The organism is Nostoc punctiforme PCC 73102 (assembly GCF_000020025.1).
GTDB lineage: Bacteria > Cyanobacteriota > Cyanobacteriia > Cyanobacteriales > Nostocaceae > Nostoc > Nostoc punctiforme.
The window spans coordinates 6,986,558-7,002,935 of record NC_010628.1 but is presented as its reverse complement, the minus strand read 5'-3'; the positions used below and the strand labels follow the sequence as shown (position 1 = coordinate 7,002,935).

The window sequence follows — 16,378 nt, the reverse complement described above, 5'->3', positions numbered from 1 at the left end:
AGACGTGAGACGCAACTAGATCATGAAAATAATTCAACACTAACGCTCTAAATTCCAGAAAAGTGGAGAATTTCATCACAAATGATGTGTTTTTGACAATGAAAGAAGCTCGTGGATGAGTGTTTTTTACTTGCGAACAGACAATATACTGATTTTGCAATTGCATTTGTTATTTCGGTGTTCGCAATTGTTATTTCAATGACCGCATTTGTTATTTTGGCGATCACAATTGTTATTTCGGCGATCACATTTGATATTTTGGCGAACGCATTTGTTATTTTGGCGATCACAATTGTTATTTCGGCGATCACATTTGCTATTTCGGCGAACGCATTTGCTATTTCGACGATTAAGGATGTGGCAGAGCAAGTTTCCGTCTGCGTGAGAATTTCAGTTAACAGGAAGATGCGTTGGCATAGCCCGCCGCAGGCATCGCAACTCACTTTACAGTATTCAAATCTTGTTGCTCTAACACCACATTGAAAATTAGTGTAAAACTTACGCTAGGGATGAGCCGACATAAAACTTGTAGATGAGCTTCTGCATCACTGCGGCGACGAAAACGAGCTACAATCTGGTTCTGCATACTAGGTTTAAGTCGAACTATACACCAAGGACTGAGCTTTTCAAGGTAGGTCATTGAATTCTCCTGGTAAAATCTGTAATTTCCAAGACAAAAGCCAGCCTACTGTGACGGTGGCTGGCAAGAAATATCAAATTGATATTGAAATTAGATTCAATTCCTACTCACTCTTGTCTGGAAAACAAAGCTTCTGCAACACTTCTTCGGGAATCTCCTCAAAGTGTTCCAGCAAAAAATTCATTAGTGCCAGGTGGCGTAAATCGGCTGGCATGGGACGGCGGTAGTTTTTACCTCTAGCAAACCAGCGTCGAACTGTGGATAGGGAACGATCGCAAATCTGAGCAATTTCTTCGTGGTTCACTTGCCACTTGGTGTAAAACTGCTTGGGAGTTATTCCCAATTGACAATAACTATAGAATTGCATCAAATCTTGTTCTCGCTGCTTGAGTGGATGAGGATTCATAAGTTTGTCTCCTCGCTGATTGGTTCTAAATCCTCTTCCCAAGCAATATCGGCAGATGTCCAAGCAGCACTGCGGCTATCTTTGCTCAACCAAATCAGGTAGCACCAACTCCAGCAGCAGCGATCGCTAGCAAAGCTATAAAATCGACCAATGACAATACCCCAGTCAGTATCGCTTTGGGTAGAGAGCCAACGCAAGCGATCGCCATATAAAAATCTGGGTGTCTTCGCTACGTCGGGAAAGTTGGCGGGAAGCTGAATAGATGCGTCTGGGTATTTGAGGCTAATCAAGCCTGGGGCTATATCTTGGTAATTGTGGCGGATGAGATTGAGATAAGCGGCAATCAATTTACCATTGATGCTGTGAGTTAACTGTGAAATCAGAATCGCAGCTAGACTTTCTATTTCTTGCGGCTGGAGTTGCATCCAAGTGCTATCAAAGTCTGCGTCAGAGTAGTTGTTGAGCTTTGCTAGTAATTCTGTGATGCCGAAATCATCTAAAGCTTGTTGATAAGCTCTGTGTTGATCTGTTTTGTAGCTAACAGGCTTTAACATTGTATATGTCTCCTGTGATATGGGGGCCAAAAGCCAGCATCCGCCCTGAGAAAGTTGATGGCTGGCTTTTGACTTATCAGTAATTATACGCTAAAATAAAGTGTTTTTATGTTAATTGGTGTGTTTTAATGTGTTTAAACTAAAAACACACTAAATTGCTTATGATAATGAAATGGGAAAAGTAACTGTAACTCTTTATATGGAAGAAGAAGACAAAGAAGCCCTGCAATTGTTGGCTGATGCAGAGGAGCGTTCTTTGTCTCAAATGGCAGTGTTAATTGTGAAACGAGCTATCAAACAAGCCCAAAATGATGGTAAAATTCCTCCAATTCGGGGGAAATGATGTGTGATGCGATCGCTTGCGTAGAGTGTCCAAAAAAGCTTAACTACAAAAGTCTAAACCTTGCCTGACAAAGGCTAGAGTGTCAGTATACCCAGCAAGACTCAAACAGTATTCCTATATAAATTTCTAGCTACCATGCTTGACGAATATATCAAGGGAGACTTACATAGTAGGATGCCAAAAACCTTCCTCAGCTAGATTATTGCTATACGATAGCTTACCGTCTGGATTTGAGAAAAGTTTTTGCCTGTCTTTGTTACTGTTACTACTATGACTGAAACGGCTTATGCTGCTCGTACTAACCACGCTTTTGTTTTGACTGAAACCCTTCGAGTTGCTGAACTGATGTATCAAGGTGCAACCCAGGAAGATATTCGGCAACGGGTATTGGTGGATGATTTATTTCAACTACGCTCCCAAGTTTCTCGTGAGCGGGCGCTACAAACTGTTCTCAAACGCCTTCAACAAGTGCCAGAGGAATATATTCAATTAATTGCCACTAGTAACCCTGATACCCGTCGATTCACCATATTGTTCCTGATTTTGCAAGAACACCGCCTTCTGCGCGAACTCATCGCTGAAGTCCTGCTGGACAAAATTAAAGGTTTTGATTATGTCGTAACGACTGCTGACTTGCGAACCTTCTTTGAAGGAAAGCGAGATCAAAATTCAACTGTGGCTGCATGGTCAAACTCCACCTATAAAAAGGCTGCTAGCAACACCTTACTAGTGCTAGTAAATGCGGGTCTATTGCAACCCACGTCCCCAAGAGGAAATTATCAAATTCGTTCTGTTCCGGTGCCATCAGCTTTGCGTCAACAATTACTCGCTGATGGGCTAGCTCATTACCTGACTCTCATGCTTGATTTTTAATCGACTGCTAACGCTTTAAATACTGCGTCTACGGGGTCAGCGTAAAATGATGTTTGAAATTTAGCAAACAATTCTGGCGGAACACTGCCTAAGTCCACGGCGCTTGCCATTGGTAAGAGGATACGTTTAGCGCCAGCATCAAAGGCTACTTGCAGACTACCCGCTAGGTTACTGACTGGTGTAATCGTCCCACCAATGGTCATTTCCCCAAATATTGCAAATTGCGTTTGAACACTTCGTTTTAGAGAAGCAGAACATAAAGAAACGAACAATGCTAATCCACTCTCTTGCGGTGCGCCAGACCCTTGCAAGTCTAGTAACTGGAGCAAAAAATCCAAATTACTTGGGTGAATACTACTGCTAACTCTTTGAGCGTTAGCTTTAAAGTAATTCATAGCAATGTTTAAACTATCCTTCATCTTGCCAGCCGTTGCTACACCAGTACGTACTAGCTTGCCACTACCGGGTACTGCTTGCAGTTCAAGTTTGAATGCTCCGATTATGCCGCTATCCCCAGTGCTGACAAAGTGCAAGTGACCGGGAGTTAGCATTTCCTGACTAATCAAGCTCGAACCACCCTGTTCCGGTACTGAGACAAAATGCTCATCTAGAGTTTCCAAGTCGATGTAGCTGAAATGCACATCGTAAAATTCCATTCCACCAATTTTCTTTAACTGTTCTTTCACGCGCCGTCGCACCCGCAGCCCATACACTAGAGCTTCGCGCACATCTTCCTTACTAAATGAGCCATCTGGGAACAGCAGTTTCAGCAGCCCTGATACAGTTTTGCGAACTGCTTGAACATCTCGTTGCTTCAGGTTGTTACCTAGTCTGAAGTGGAGGTCTATAGCATCAGCAAAACTGCGTTTACGCATTTCCCGCAGCCATTCTGCTAAGTAATCGACAATGAAGCCGTACTGGTTGGTGAAATTCTCTGGGCTAAATTTGGGGATTTCCCAACCAGGAATATAAGCGTGAAAACGGTCGAAGAAGGCGGTGTCAATCATGGCTTCGGGGAAGGGTGCCAGCAGGTGTGAGGTCTTCACTAAGGATTCCACGCTTTGATTAATGTTGCCCACAAAAACCATAGAAGCATTAGCGGTAATCTCTGCCTTACCGCGTGCAAAAGAACCTGATGCCATGTAGTCTTTCATGATTTGTACACCGTCGTTATCATGGAAGCTCATGCCTGCTACTTCATCAAAGGCAACCACGTCAAATAAACCCACTAGTCCCACGCGACGGTTGGACATATTGTAGAAAAGATTCGCTACTGTAGTTTTTCCACCGGAAACCAAGATTGAGTTAGGAGAAACTTCTTTGTAGACGTGTGATTTACCTGTAGAACGGGGGCCGAGTTCGCAGCAGTTGTAGTTATTTTCACAAAGGGCTACTAAACGGGCAAGTAGATGCCATTTTACATCTTCGCTGACGGTAGTGGGTTCCAGCCCTGTTGACCGAATCAGCAGGTCAATCCATTCACTGCGGGTAAAAGCTGGGCGACCCGCAAACAATTCATCCATATCCACACTAGGCATTTGGATAGGTTTGAGACTTCCGACAATGAAGGGACTGGGTTTGGTTCCTGCTTCATATTCCAGTTGTAGAATACACCAAATACCACCACCCAGAAGCTTTTGGTTGGGTTTGACAATTTCTGGGTCAATGACTACGCCTTTGACACCCAGGTTCATTAAAGTTCCCTGATAGATGTCATCTCTGTCGTTAAGCGTTACCGTTACCCGGTCAATGATGGTAAATCGTCCCAATTCCCGAATTTTAGATTTGATCTGTTCTGCTTCATCAGGACGGACATAATTCTGTGCCAGGATGTTTTTTACACGGGTAACGCCTTCTTCAATGGTGGTTTCGTCGTCGGTCGCGCAGTACATACCGAGTAGGTATTCCAGCACATACACTGGTACGTTAGCACCTTCTTTAATACGTTTAGTCAGGTCTTTACGTACTACCTTTCCAGGGTAAATGCTGTTTAGTTTTTGATTCAGGTCATGCATACAAGGGTTATGAACTGCTGGTGATTATTCTGAGATGATTGAAGTCAGTTGGTTAATAATCCAACATCTAAAATCTTGTGACTATATTGGCTCAGAAATCTCCAAAGTCGTTAGCAATTCCTAAACTAACTGCCCAGGTTTCTCGGAGCAATTCACTCTCATCGTCTGCATCCTTAACTATTAAATAGACGTTAGTAGGGGGATTTGCAGTAGTTACGGTCAACCTTAAGCTAATTTCCCGATCGCTAGGATGAGGGCTAGTGCTGCTTAAGTTTGCTCCTCGCACATCTGTTATCGGTATATTAGTTTGGGGATCGTAGAAAGCAACTGTAATTTGACGCGATCGCCATCTCCCCTCAACTGCATCACTTTGTACTAATGTCAATGTAAAACGATTATTCGTTACCCGCCGAACTCTGGCACTTACCTGTACCCCTACTTTCCGGGCTGGGCCTTCGTCTCCTTTAACCGCCCGTTGGTGATGATAGGTGATAACTGGTACGCAGATTTCTTGGAGAGATGCCCCGCCGTGGACAAACTGCGCTCCTGCACCTTGGACGGCAAAGCGTAAACTACCACGGGGAACGATCGCAACTGTGCCATTTTCTGTATAGGGCAGGCTAAAGTGCAGTAAGGTTGAGTCATTCAACTGTTCTCGTGCTAGCAGGTAGCGGCGTTTGCTTTCCAGTACTACTTCACCACTTGGTAGGGGTCGCTTGTCTGCTTCTTGAATAAGGCGACGTTGGTATAAAAAACCGTGGTCTGCGGTGATGATAACGTTTGTACCATTGATAGAATTACAAATTTTCTTTACCAGCCGTAGCAGTTCGCTAATTGCTGTTCCGCAAGCTGATAGTACTTGACGTTCGCTAGATGCCTGATCGCCGATCGCATCAATGACGTTGTGATAAATGTAGATTAGGCGATAAGGTTGCACAGCAGCCCGTCCTTCGTCAGTATTCATCTCTAGCAGGTCTTTGGCACTAAGTACCGTAGCTTCTACCCGACTATTTTGGTTTAGTACCTTTTGCCTTGCTGACGCTCCTTTAGTACTAAGCCCATCCAGTCGAACATCATCATCACCTGGTATCAGTTCTAGTTTTGACCCTGGAAGAAGTGCTGCCATACCCAACCGTGTCACGCTGGGTAAAACTCCCAATTGTGCCTCTAGGCTGGTTTCACCCCGAACTTCTTTTTTTATTACCTCTTCGAGTTCGCTGGCGACTTCATAGCGCAAAGCATCGGAGATAATCACAAATACTTTTTCGCGATCGCTCCGTTCTAAAATTGGGAATACGTGCCTACCAAAAAATCTAGTTTGGGATGCTATGCCCTCCAATTCCCAGTTGTTGTTGCCAAGGGCATCAGACCAAGCTTCTCCTAGACTATCCAGGAACCATTGTGTGTATAAATTTTCCACATCGTCAATCAAACCCTTGAGGATATCCCCTTGGGCATCATCGCTCTTGACGATAAAGTGGCGGTAAGCTTTGTCAAAAGAGTGTAAATCGCTGGCGTAGGCTTTGAAGAGAATTGGGGCTGGCTGGCGGAATCCTTCTGGATACTGTTGCTTAAATTCCAATAGAGCGATCGCAGCTTCTAATGCTTGATAAATCTTCTCATACTGGGGGAACCAAATCAGGGTATGACGTGCCTGTAACCAAGTTCGCCAGGGTGTCAATTCCGTTATTTGTTGCCTCATTTGCATTTGCAGTGTTTTAACGCAGGTGCGGATTAATACCTTATCCACCACCTCGAAACTGGCTGCTTCAAATAAAACTTCCGGCTCTAAATTCTCTATAGCATCAAATATATGTAATTGTTCTGCTACCTCACTGCTGAGGATCTTCCAGCCTAGAGAATCCTGCTGGTCGCGCATCCACTGGTCGATAAAAGCATAAGCCCGTTGTCCAGGAGTGATGACTTGGTTTGCTAGCTGGGGCGGGATGGTATCGTGCAGAGATTTAGCAAAATGGGTGATTAGCAACTGCACGAATAACTTGTTTAAACTGGGGTTTTGCTTAGGAAAGTCCGTGTGTTCCTGGACTACTTCCCAGAAAGCTTCTGGGGAGATAAAACGCTCAATATCAGACCAGAGGGCGTTATCAGACTCTAATAACCCCCCCAGCAGCACCCGCCGAATCAGTGTCCCTGCATCGGGTACTTTTAAGCCTGCGAGGACGGAAAGCATAGCCAGGAGTAATCCCCGTTCGTCGCTATCGGGGGAAATACCCATTGCTTGTAGGGCTTCTGTCCGTTTGCGGCTTTTAAAGAATTTATCATGTTCCCGGATGACAATTTCCAGACCGCGCGATCGCAATCCTAAATCTGCATAGATGAGGGCCGCGGGGTTCGCAGAGAAAGTTAAACCGCTTTTTTGGATGTCTAGAAGCCAGTTTTCTTGGGGCGCAGGTTCGGCAAAGGGGGCGTACAGTAGAAAAGTTTGATTGGGTTGCTCGACCAGCAGGTGATATTTGACGGTAAAGGCAGTATCAGCGAGTTGGAGTTTTTCTACGCCTTCGAGTTGGAGTTCATTGAAGCTGCTGATAAATTGTTGTTCGGGGTCGTACCAAAACACCACCCTTCGTCCTGGGTGCAACCAACGGGCTGAATCTTGGAAGAGTGTTTCTAGGGTGTTTTGGATACGAATGGTGTTCATGCTAGGCAGGGTGAGTGATGAGAAAGTGTATTTTAGAATCCAATTTCTACCCAATATGGCACACACTTTATAATTAAACTATTACTCGAATAGTTCCACCATGCCAGCCAAAGACATATATCATGATGAAGTCAAAAACGCATTGATAAAAGACGGTTGGACTATTACGGCTGATCCTTACTTTATCAAATATGAGGATGCTGAACTCTACGCCGACTTAGCAGCAGAAAAACCAATTGCCGCAGAACGACAGGGACAGAAAATTGTTGTAGAAATCAAGAGTTTTCTGGGCAAATCATTAATGTATGATTTTCACAGTGCATTAGGACAATACATTGTCTATCGAAACCTTATTCAACTTACTGAGCCAGAATATACACTTTATTTAGCTATTGATGATGTTGTTTATTATAAGTTTTTTCAACGAAAATCTGTACAAGCAGTCATTAATCAAAATCAACTTCTATTAATAGTCGTCAATACAGACAAAGAGGAGATTCAGCAATGGATAAGATAGAAAAATACCGCAATACTATTAAGAAGATACTTTTTGATTATTATGAAATGACTAATGCTGAAATTACAAAATCTAAAGAAGTGGAAGCAAGCGATCGCTTGGCTTTTGATGAAGAAAGAGATCAATATATTTGGTTTCGGTTTGGCTGGGATGGCAAAAAGCAGATACAGCATATTATCATGTATCTCTGTATTAAGAACAGCAAAATTTGGGTGGAAGAAGATGCAACTAATTTATGCATTGTTGATGACTTGTTATCAGCCGGAATACCCCAAACTGATATTGTTTTAGGGTTCCATCATCCTAGTAAAAGAGGTTTCACAGAATTTGCTACAGCTTAAAGAGGTAGGATAAATGACTATGATTTATTGTGAATTACGAATTACGAATTACGAATTACGAATTATTTCAACAGTTCCCTTTTCCACTGCGAGGCTTTTTCTAAGTCAGCAATTTTTAAATCTGCTCCTTCATACACCAAACCTTTAAAGCGAGTGTAGTTGTACGCTACACCATCGTCAAGATCAAGATTAATTCGCGCATCGGCTTGGGTTTGCAGCTTGGCTTGGTAATCTCGTAGTTCTAGCTGTTGGGCTTGTAGTTCTTTCAGGCGGTTTGTGGCAGCTTTTTTAGCGGCGCTAAAAGTGGTATTATCTAGCTGTTGTTGCGCCCTGGCAATTTCCCCATCTAGTTTGACTTGCAATTCCAAAACATAATCGGTGCGGATACGAGCAAGAGCATCTTCGCTGTAACGGTGTAAATATAGTAATGCGCCAAAAGCTCGTTTTTTTCCACTGGTAAACAGCCAATAAATGGGGCGTTTTTTATAAGTTTGAATGTGGTCAGAAATGAATTCTTGCAGAAAGTAGCGACGGATGCGTTCTTGGGCGCTTTCGCCGTTTTTGAGGGTGAGGGCATTGGCGATGAAATTGAGGTTTTCGCTAAGGGTTTCGGGGCTGTAGGCGACGCGCAGAAATTCTATAAAGCGGGTAACAATATCATTATCAAAGTATGCTTGGTCTGTGATGGGAATAATTGCATCACTGCTGGCGCTTAAGGTTTGGTGTAGGGTGGGGTCAAATGGTTGTCCGGCGTGGATGAGTCCGGGTTTGTCGAGGGAGTAGCGCCCCATCATGCAGCCGACGGCGTAGGAGATGAGGGAACGGATATCTTTGTTTAAGTCGGCGTGGCGGATGGTGATTTGGTCGTCGGGTACTTCTGAGGTGAGTTCGTCTTGTAAGCCGTATGCTTCTATCCAGTAGCGGTTGTTTTCTTCTTCTAGGCGTTGGAGTTCGCGGAAGGCGGTTTCTGATTTGCTTTGCCAAATGGTGAAGGCTTCGGAGAGGTGTTTGGTGTTGTGGCGTAATAGAGGGTGGGTTTGGAAGTCCCAGGAGGTTTCAAAGTTATCCCAGTCTTGACGGGAAATATTAATACAATTTTCGACAATACTATTGATTTTGGGTTTAATTATATTTGCTTTTTCTGATATCCAAGGTAATGCAGCAACATTACCTGATGAGAAATTCAAAGTAGGATTGATTGCTTGAATCAATTTATTAGTTATATTTGAACACAAGAAACCAGTTAAGCTAAATATCATATCCGATTGACAAAAAGCAGATGACCCTGCTGAATCAAATATAAAGCCTTTTCCTGAGTATCTAACTCCAAAGTAGCTTGAACTCACCAAAGACCAAGTTACTGAGGGCTTAAAATAATAACTAGAATTTCTAATAACTGCCTTTGGTCTAAAACTATCTATTTCTTCTCCATCGTTATTCCAATTTATAACAAATTCTTGATTTCCATACCACTTCCTAAATTCACCACCCTTATTATATGGAAACCATCGTTTTCCAGAAAATTTTGCTTCTTCTCGACTACATAATCCGAATCCAGAATCATTTAAGTTAACTTCAAACCATAAACGAAGAAAACGATCATTATTTGCAGTAGACAAACCTTGTTTTGATTCAAAAACATTACCTAATGATTCTGCATTTTCAAAAATGTTTAATAGTTTTTCACTTAACCAATAAGCAATAACACTCCCTGGAGTTCTTGCAAAATCAACCGAATTTGAATAATAAAGATATCCACAGCCAGGATTTTTGATTGCTTCTAAAACCTTAATTGGTTGCAAATTCGCCCCATAAAATTGATTAAGATCAATAAAAGTTCCTTGGTATTCAGGTAAAGCTTTATTTAAAATAGTAAAAGTACAGATTGGTACATAAGCCGAATCAAAGAAAGCATGATATTCCGGTCTAATCAGGCTGGTTATTGTATTTTCACTTAATATACGTCTACGCAATTTCTCATAAGAACTTAAAAACATCCAAGTAAATGGTGTCATTAAGCCAATGAACCCGTTTTGTAAACTCATATTTAAAAAACGCTCAATAAATATAGAGAAAGCGTCTGATTTAGAATCAGGATAATTTTGATTGGCAAAACTTCTTAAAACATCATTTAAACTTTTACTTCCCATATAAGGCGGATTTGCAACCACAACCCAATACTTATTCCTCAACAACTCTGCCTGTAACAATAACGCTTGTAAAGCCGTAACACACTCCCGAAATAGCGAATCACTCGCCTCTAAATTATTTAATTGCCATTTCAATTTCTCACCATCAAAAGCTGGCGTAGTAATTAAACTTCCTAAATTATCTGCATCCTTAAAAGCCTCAATTAACGGTTGCCAATCTTCAGCATTCAATTCTGTAGCTGGTGGTAAAGTCTGACTATGGGTAGGACGCACCGCCGTAATATTCAAAGCCAGAGATTTCCGCAAAATACGCGAATTCTTTGCCCGTGCCTTCATCAATACTGCAAAACTTGCCAACTGCGCTGCACGTTCATCAATATCTAAACCATACAAATTGTGCGTCAAAACCAGCGCCGGAATATCGCGCTCTAAATAACCTTGTTCTTTGTAAATTTCAAACAGCAAATCAAACGCATACACCAAAATATGACCACTACCACAAGCAGGGTCTATCACGGTCAACTCTTGAGGCGTTAAAGCTTGCGGTTTTTCACCCTCACCATTATCGTTAGGATTTTCCAAATAGTAAGGCATATACTCACGCAAGCGTGATTCTGGGTGCGCCTCTAACCATAACCGCCCTAAACTGTTCTCCACCATATACCGAACAATCCAGTGGGGGGTAAACAATTGAGTCGCTGCTGGAATATCTGCGGCTGCAACCTTCGACTTTGCCCCAATCACCTCATCCTTGCGTTCCGAAATGTAGAACTGATACAGCCAACCCACTACTTCAATATTCTGCCAGTCCTCCTCTGGAATCTCTTTTACCAGCCGCCGTACAATTGAATCCTGATTTAACAAATTTCCAGGTAAAAACAGCGCTTGGTAGTTCTGGCGAGGGTCAAACAGTGCTGGAATTCCCTCTGCCAAAGCTTTACACTGAGCTAACAGCAAACGGCGGTAGAGAAACTCATCGGGGTTGGGATCACGATTGGCAAAACTACGCCACTCATTGAGAGTATCCAAATCAAGACCCGGTAAATCTCCCATTTCGGCAATAGAACTAGCATCGCGTAACAAATCAGGGTCTACCAAATTTGGATCGCTACTACTCAACACCCGCCCGATATATCCATTCACCTCCATAAACCGCAATGCCGCCAAACGGTTAAACCAGGTGTAGGCAATTTCATCTATCAGCGCATCTACCGCCTGGGACTGGCTGGAACTTAGTGTTAAATCTTGCAAGCGATTTCGCAGTTGATGATACTGGTTTGCTTCCGTGGTATTTAGCGTTTGACCAGCTACTAATAGTCCCCCCGCCACTGTCTGAGGTTCTGTAATACTTTTGTGAGTTATACCAAATTGGGCAGCACGAGCTTTAACTTGTTCTCGTAGGTAACGACGCGCCCAAATAGCAAAGTTTTTGATAGCGGTGCGGTTCATAAGCTGATGAGGGAATAGGGTGATGCAATAAAGGTACGAAAATGATTGGTAAAACTAAGTAATATTACTCAAGACGAACGCGATGATTTTGTTGAATCTCATCTAATAGGGTTTTCCGCAACGCCTCTAGATAAACATCCACATCTTGGAGTGTTTCCAGTAGGGGTTTAGGCGCAACTCTCGCTACCTGCACCGATACGATGGGTTTGACACAAGTAACTTTGCCGTTACTGCCATTGTTTGACTGACGCTGAATGATTTCATTGGCTTGCTGATCTACTTTTTGCAGCAATTGTGGGAGGATGCTTTCTAGTTCACTTTGACGTGCGATCGCAGAATCGATACTTGTTACCTGGTTAACTGAGGTGACAACTTTATCGATGTCTTGGGTGATATTGCTGAGGTCAAGCTGTGCAGAAATGTCTTCGTGAGCGGAAGTCACATACTCAGCTAATTTCTCCCGCATTGCCTTGCTTTTACTCTCCACCTGATAGATTTGAGTTGTTAGCGCTTCCTGCACCTTATCTTTGACAGGTAGGAGTAACATTGCTAATTCTGGAATCTTGGCAGTGGGGTCAGACATCGCCAAAATTTGCTTAACTAAATCCACCCGCCTGAGCAAATCTGGCTCACTAATATGGCGTAGTTCTGGTTCTAGAGTTTTCAGGTCATTACGAGCTTGCTGGAACAGCTTAATTTGTGTGCTAAAGAAGGATTGCAGCTTTTGCACATCTTCGATAAATTCTTCTATATCATCCCGTCGCTGACGAAATGTGTCGAAAAACTTAGCCGCACTATCCTTGGTTAACAATTCAGCCAGCAAATTTAAGTTAGTACGCAGTAATTCAGCGAAGGGAAGCCCACCTTCTGCTTGGATTAACCAACTTTCAAGTTCTTGAGAGCGTTTTGTTAGGGCATTTTTGTATTGTTCAAATAGCAACTGTGGATCGCTAGACATATTGCCATTGAGTAAGTCACTGGCCATATCTTTGGCAATCTTCAAGTTTGCTGGGTTAATTTCATCAGTAAGGCGGACGGTATATTTATCTATTTCTTTGCGCGATCGCAACTGCATCACTAAACCTTTATCATGCAGATTAACGTTACCTTGAGCGTGTCGCAGTTCTATTACACCCTTGTTAGCAAGTTCCGCCATCACCCCCAAAGTGTCGAATTCCGACCACCCATAGGGACGGACTGCAAACTTATCTACCAATGCCTTAATACTGACAAGGCGGCGAACGCGGGTTTCTTCCATTAACCAAGCTCGCATTTCACTATGAGCAGCCACATTAACAGGCTGTCCGTTAATATCTTGTTCTTGACTCTCACGAGTTAGGGCATTGCTTACCTGATCTTCGTTTTCAAAACCACTAGCCACGTAACCGAGCTTTTGATACACATTGCCTACCAAATAGCTCAAACCTTCGTTCAGCAAGGTTTTAGTGTCTCGGCTGCGAATTTCTAACTTGCTACCACAGGCAAATACATCAGCACGAGTAATCAAATTTTCTAGGATGGTTTTCACATCCTCACACCGCTTACTATTTTGGTCGCTTTGATCTCTTAAAATTCTCTGGATGCTAGGGCTGAGGTTGCTACCACTTTTCAATTTTATATACTTTTCTGTCTTAACAAGGGTTTCGAGGTCATCTACCAAACGTTGCTCATAAGGCAATCGCACTAAGACCTCATAACCTCCCCCTGTAGTACCAATGCAGAAAGTATCCTCCTTCATAGCAGTGTAAGTTTCAGCACAAGGAGTAACAATGTGCAGAGTTATATCGCTTTGTTGACTATGGAGTTGTTCATCCAGCTTGCGGTTAAATTTATACTGGTGTCGCTGACTGTAACGAAATAGTTTATCAGTGAAAATTGATTCCCAAATAAGCTTTCGTAGTTCTTCTTTGACTTTTCCTGAATCAACTGGAGTATTTTTGATTTCTCTGCCAATATCCTGCTCCTCATGGGTCAAGAAAATATATTCATCGCCATTACGCTGGATAAGAGTTTGACGTTCCAACCGCCCCAAAGCTGCTTCTACCTGCTGCCGCAAAGCTAGTTTATCCTGGTCAATATTACTTAAGCTAAGAGTAGTTAAGTTATCCAAATTAGCCCGAATTTCTTTCAGATACTTGACCATGAATAGGGTCTTCAATAGGTCAATGTCAAAAGAATTTAGTTGCGGATTCCGACCCGCCTGAATAATAACTTGGTTGATCGAACTATCCAAAAAGCCTTCTACTGCCATGTAAAAGGTGTGAAACGGAACCAGCACACCAAGGGGTTCTCCGGCTACCGCTTGGGATGCAACCTGAAATGCATCCAATAGCGATCGCTCTCCTGATGCCAAGTGCTTGCCAGCAGAACCCATGAGGCGAATTTGAGTAAAAACCTTTTGTAACAGATTAAACTGATAGGGAATAAAGGGATAAGCGGTAAAGAAATCTTGAGGATTACCATATCCCGGCATATCGGCACTGTCTTGAGTAAAAGCAATTTGGTTTCTCAGAATAGCAATCTTCTGGCTATACAAAGCTTCCAACCCAGCCCGCGCCGCATCAGTTTTGCTGAGCAGACGTAACTTAATTACCTCATCGGTATTAGCAGAAGACAAATTCAGTGGGCGATAAAAACGACCAATAATCTTAGAAAAATCCTCGCCTTTAATCTTGTTTTTGGTAATCTCATCCATTGCCTCTTGGGATGTCACCACCACCCAAGCTTTTCCCAAACAGTAAGTACCCAAATCTTCCACAACAGTCTGTAAGTTCAGCATCAGTTTGCTGTCTTCACCAATATACTGTCCTACCTCATCCACCATAAAAATTAGGCGATGTTGCGGCCCTTTACTATCCAGATATTGCTTTACCATGCCAGCAAACTTTTCTGGACTCAGAGTATAATTTTGTTCGCCAAAATCCAGTAAGCGGTTAGCCGCTTCTGCACTCATGCCCGTGCTAGTTTGTAATGCACTAGCGATCGCATCTTGATGAAAACCCCAAGCATCTCGGTTTTCTTTCCATTCCAAGCCACTCTCTGCCAAGAAAGCTTGTTGAAAAGCTGCATATTTACCTTGGCGATCTAGTTGACGTTCAAACTCAGCAATGGGAAGAACCGTCCCAAAGTACCCCAAATGCTCGTCAAATACCTTTTGAAAGACCTTGGTAATGCTTTCTTTATGGTTTTTATTATTGGCATCAGCTTTAGAGTCAATATTGAATAAAATCACATCGCAAGAACTATGTGCCGCCTGTGCTATCAAGGCTTGCAACATCGGATCGGGTATGCGTTTTTCATCAAAATAATCTAAAGCACGGCTATTTTCCAGTTGATGATTAGCCAATAGGTACGACAGAATCTTCAAAAAGTGAGATTTCCCTGAGCCAAAAAATCCAGCAATCCATACACCCATTTTATCCGTAGGATTATTTAGGGCATTAGTGTAGCGTTCAAAAAATGTCCGAAAGTGCTTATCCAGTTCGTTGGTAACGACATACTCTTCCAATTCTTGACGGATATTCTCGTCGTCCTTCTGCCCAACTTTGATAACGCCATTGATATTACGGTGAATGTCTTTTTGGAAGAGTTCGGCGATATTCATAGGTGGTGTTGTTGGTGGGGAATCAGAGGGAAGGCCCGATAGTAGTTGTCATCCTTAAAGGTGTCGAATAGGCGTAGTTCGTGCCCATCGTAAGAACCAGGGAAAAACATCACTAGAGGGATTTTGTCAAGTACTGGGTGTAGGTTGTTGAGAATACTGTGCGATCGTAAAAGGGGCCAGCTAGCACCAACTCCAGTCATGATTACAAGCTGTTCATCACCCCTAAGTTTTTTTTGGATGTAGGCAATAACCTGGTCAGGTCGGACAAGAGGCGCAACGGTCTTAGCCAGGGCAGCATTTCCTTTAGTTGCTTCCAACTCAAAAGCTTTTTTGAGTACCCCTCGTTCTGACAAAATGTCGAGAATAGTCTTGTAAAGGTCAATTTCCAGCAAAATAAGCTGGATCGGTGAGCCAGCCCGGTCTTGTTGTTCCGACAAAGAGGGACTGGCGAACCCGGAGGGTGAACTCGTCAATTGCAGCTTCAGGCGATCGACGTAGCGCTGTACCAGTGGTTCATATTCAGCGTCATAATCAAAAATATAAAAGCCAATTTCGTTACCAATGCCACGGTTACTCAGCAGACGTGCATCTTGCAGCTTTGGTAGCAGTGCATCAAGGCGCTGATTAATGGTCAATGTGGGCATAACTTCCGCATTAACCCGCAGCTAACTTGGCTATGTTAAAGTGCTTATTTATATACACAGCAGAAATATACCCTCAATCTTTTTATAAGGGTAATTGGTAAATAGCTACAAGCTGTATGTAAATTTACGGCTTTTATTAGGCAATTAGTAAATTGTATTTTTCTAGATGTCAACAGGCTTGAT

13 protein-coding genes are annotated in these 16,378 nt (G+C 42.9%); 5 read left to right on the top strand and 8 right to left on the bottom strand.

Annotation, left to right across the window (positions count from 1 at the left end):
* Positions 1-111 precede the first annotated feature (111 nt).
* A complete protein-coding gene (locus NPUN_RS42165) occupies positions 112-483 on the top strand; it encodes a hypothetical protein (RefSeq protein ID WP_167315671.1) in 372 nt (123 codons plus the stop codon).
* On the opposite strand, the gene NPUN_RS28675 is transcribed toward NPUN_RS42165, so the two are convergent.
* The 3 genes from NPUN_RS28675 to NPUN_RS28665 all read right to left on the bottom strand — a co-directional run bounded on the left by NPUN_RS28675 (position 440) and on the right by NPUN_RS28665 (position 1,600).
* Positions 440-640, bottom strand: coding sequence for a hypothetical protein (locus NPUN_RS28675; protein WP_012411914.1), 201 nt, complete (start codon positions 638-640; stop codon positions 440-442). The genes NPUN_RS42165 and NPUN_RS28675 overlap by 44 nt on opposite strands.
* Before the next feature lie 103 nt (positions 641-743).
* Complete coding sequence (locus NPUN_RS28670) at positions 744-1,046, bottom strand: helix-turn-helix domain-containing protein (RefSeq protein WP_012411913.1); 303 nt, start codon at positions 1,044-1,046, stop codon at positions 744-746.
* The gene (locus NPUN_RS28665; protein ID WP_012411912.1) at positions 1,043-1,600 is read right to left on the bottom strand and encodes a hypothetical protein; all 558 of its coding nucleotides are present in this window, start codon (positions 1,598-1,600) and stop codon (positions 1,043-1,045) included. Before NPUN_RS28665 ends, NPUN_RS28670 begins: the two co-directional genes overlap by 4 nt.
* 172 nt (positions 1,601-1,772) lie before the next feature.
* On the opposite strand from NPUN_RS28665, the gene NPUN_RS39525 reads away from it, so the two are divergent.
* Both NPUN_RS39525 and NPUN_RS28660 read left to right on the top strand, forming a co-directional pair.
* The gene (locus tag NPUN_RS39525) at positions 1,773-1,943 is read left to right on the top strand and encodes a ribbon-helix-helix domain-containing protein (protein ID WP_012411911.1); all 171 of its coding nucleotides are present in this window, start codon (positions 1,773-1,775) and stop codon (positions 1,941-1,943) included.
* A gap of 243 nt (positions 1,944-2,186) precedes the next feature.
* The gene (locus NPUN_RS28660; protein WP_202947520.1) at positions 2,187-2,816 is read left to right on the top strand and encodes a BrxA family protein; all 630 of its coding nucleotides are present in this window, start codon (positions 2,187-2,189) and stop codon (positions 2,814-2,816) included.
* On the opposite strand, the gene brxL is transcribed toward NPUN_RS28660, so the two are convergent.
* Together brxL and pglZ are read right to left on the bottom strand one after the other, a co-directional pair.
* Positions 2,813-4,831, bottom strand: coding sequence for a protease Lon-related BREX system protein BrxL (brxL, locus tag NPUN_RS28655; RefSeq protein WP_012411909.1), 2,019 nt, complete (start codon positions 4,829-4,831; stop codon positions 2,813-2,815). The two genes, NPUN_RS28660 and brxL, sit on opposite strands and share 4 nt — an antisense overlap.
* A 91-nt stretch (positions 4,832-4,922) precedes the next feature.
* Positions 4,923-7,490, bottom strand: a complete 2,568-nt coding sequence (gene pglZ / locus NPUN_RS28650) for a BREX-1 system phosphatase PglZ type A (protein WP_012411908.1) — start codon at positions 7,488-7,490, stop codon at positions 4,923-4,925.
* Between the two features lie 100 nt (positions 7,491-7,590).
* On the opposite strand from pglZ, the gene NPUN_RS28645 reads away from it, so the two are divergent.
* Positions 7,591-8,007, top strand: coding sequence for a XisH family protein (locus NPUN_RS28645; RefSeq protein WP_012411907.1), 417 nt, complete (start codon positions 7,591-7,593; stop codon positions 8,005-8,007).
* Entirely contained in the window at positions 7,995-8,348 is a 354-nt protein-coding gene (locus NPUN_RS28640) for a XisI protein (protein ID WP_012411906.1), read from the top strand. Before NPUN_RS28645 ends, NPUN_RS28640 begins: the two co-directional genes overlap by 13 nt.
* A 62-nt stretch (positions 8,349-8,410) precedes the next feature.
* Here the strand turns inward: NPUN_RS28640 and pglX are convergent, their stop codons facing one another.
* The 3 genes from pglX to NPUN_RS28625 form a co-directional block, all read right to left on the bottom strand.
* Entirely contained in the window at positions 8,411-11,947 is a 3,537-nt protein-coding gene (pglX, locus tag NPUN_RS28635) for a BREX-1 system adenine-specific DNA-methyltransferase PglX (protein WP_012411905.1), read from the bottom strand.
* Between the two features lie 64 nt (positions 11,948-12,011).
* Entirely contained in the window at positions 12,012-15,551 is a 3,540-nt protein-coding gene (brxC, locus tag NPUN_RS28630) for a BREX system P-loop protein BrxC (protein ID WP_012411904.1), read from the bottom strand.
* Positions 15,548-16,195, bottom strand: coding sequence for a DUF1788 domain-containing protein (locus tag NPUN_RS28625; protein WP_012411903.1), 648 nt, complete (start codon positions 16,193-16,195; stop codon positions 15,548-15,550). The genes brxC and NPUN_RS28625 overlap by 4 nt, the downstream gene beginning before the upstream one ends.
* Positions 16,196-16,378: the final 183 nt, after the last annotated feature.

What these genes read in the sequence shown, in the direction of transcription:
- pglX (WP_012411905.1), bottom strand. Translation starts at nt 11,947, where the DNA reads ATGAACCGCACCGCTATCAAAAACTTTGCTATTTGGGCGCGTCGTTAC.
- brxC (WP_012411904.1), bottom strand. Translation starts at nt 15,551, where the DNA reads ATGAATATCGCCGAACTCTTCCAAAAAGACATTCACCGTAATATCAAT.
- NPUN_RS28675 (WP_012411914.1), bottom strand. Translation starts at nt 640, where the DNA reads ATGACCTACCTTGAAAAGCTCAGTCCTTGGTGTATAGTTCGACTTAAA.
- NPUN_RS28665 (WP_012411912.1), bottom strand. Translation starts at nt 1,600, where the DNA reads ATGTTAAAGCCTGTTAGCTACAAAACAGATCAACACAGAGCTTATCAA.
- brxL (WP_012411909.1), bottom strand. Translation starts at nt 4,831, where the DNA reads ATGCATGACCTGAATCAAAAACTAAACAGCATTTACCCTGGAAAGGTA.
- pglZ (WP_012411908.1), bottom strand. Translation starts at nt 7,490, where the DNA reads ATGAACACCATTCGTATCCAAAACACCCTAGAAACACTCTTCCAAGAT.
- NPUN_RS28625 (WP_012411903.1), bottom strand. Translation starts at nt 16,195, where the DNA reads ATGCCCACATTGACCATTAATCAGCGCCTTGATGCACTGCTACCAAAG.
- NPUN_RS28670 (WP_012411913.1), bottom strand. Translation starts at nt 1,046, where the DNA reads ATGAATCCTCATCCACTCAAGCAGCGAGAACAAGATTTGATGCAATTC.
- NPUN_RS39525 (WP_012411911.1), top strand. Translation starts at nt 1,773, where the DNA reads ATGGGAAAAGTAACTGTAACTCTTTATATGGAAGAAGAAGACAAAGAA.
- NPUN_RS28645 (WP_012411907.1), top strand. Translation starts at nt 7,591, where the DNA reads ATGCCAGCCAAAGACATATATCATGATGAAGTCAAAAACGCATTGATA.
- NPUN_RS28640 (WP_012411906.1), top strand. Translation starts at nt 7,995, where the DNA reads ATGGATAAGATAGAAAAATACCGCAATACTATTAAGAAGATACTTTTT.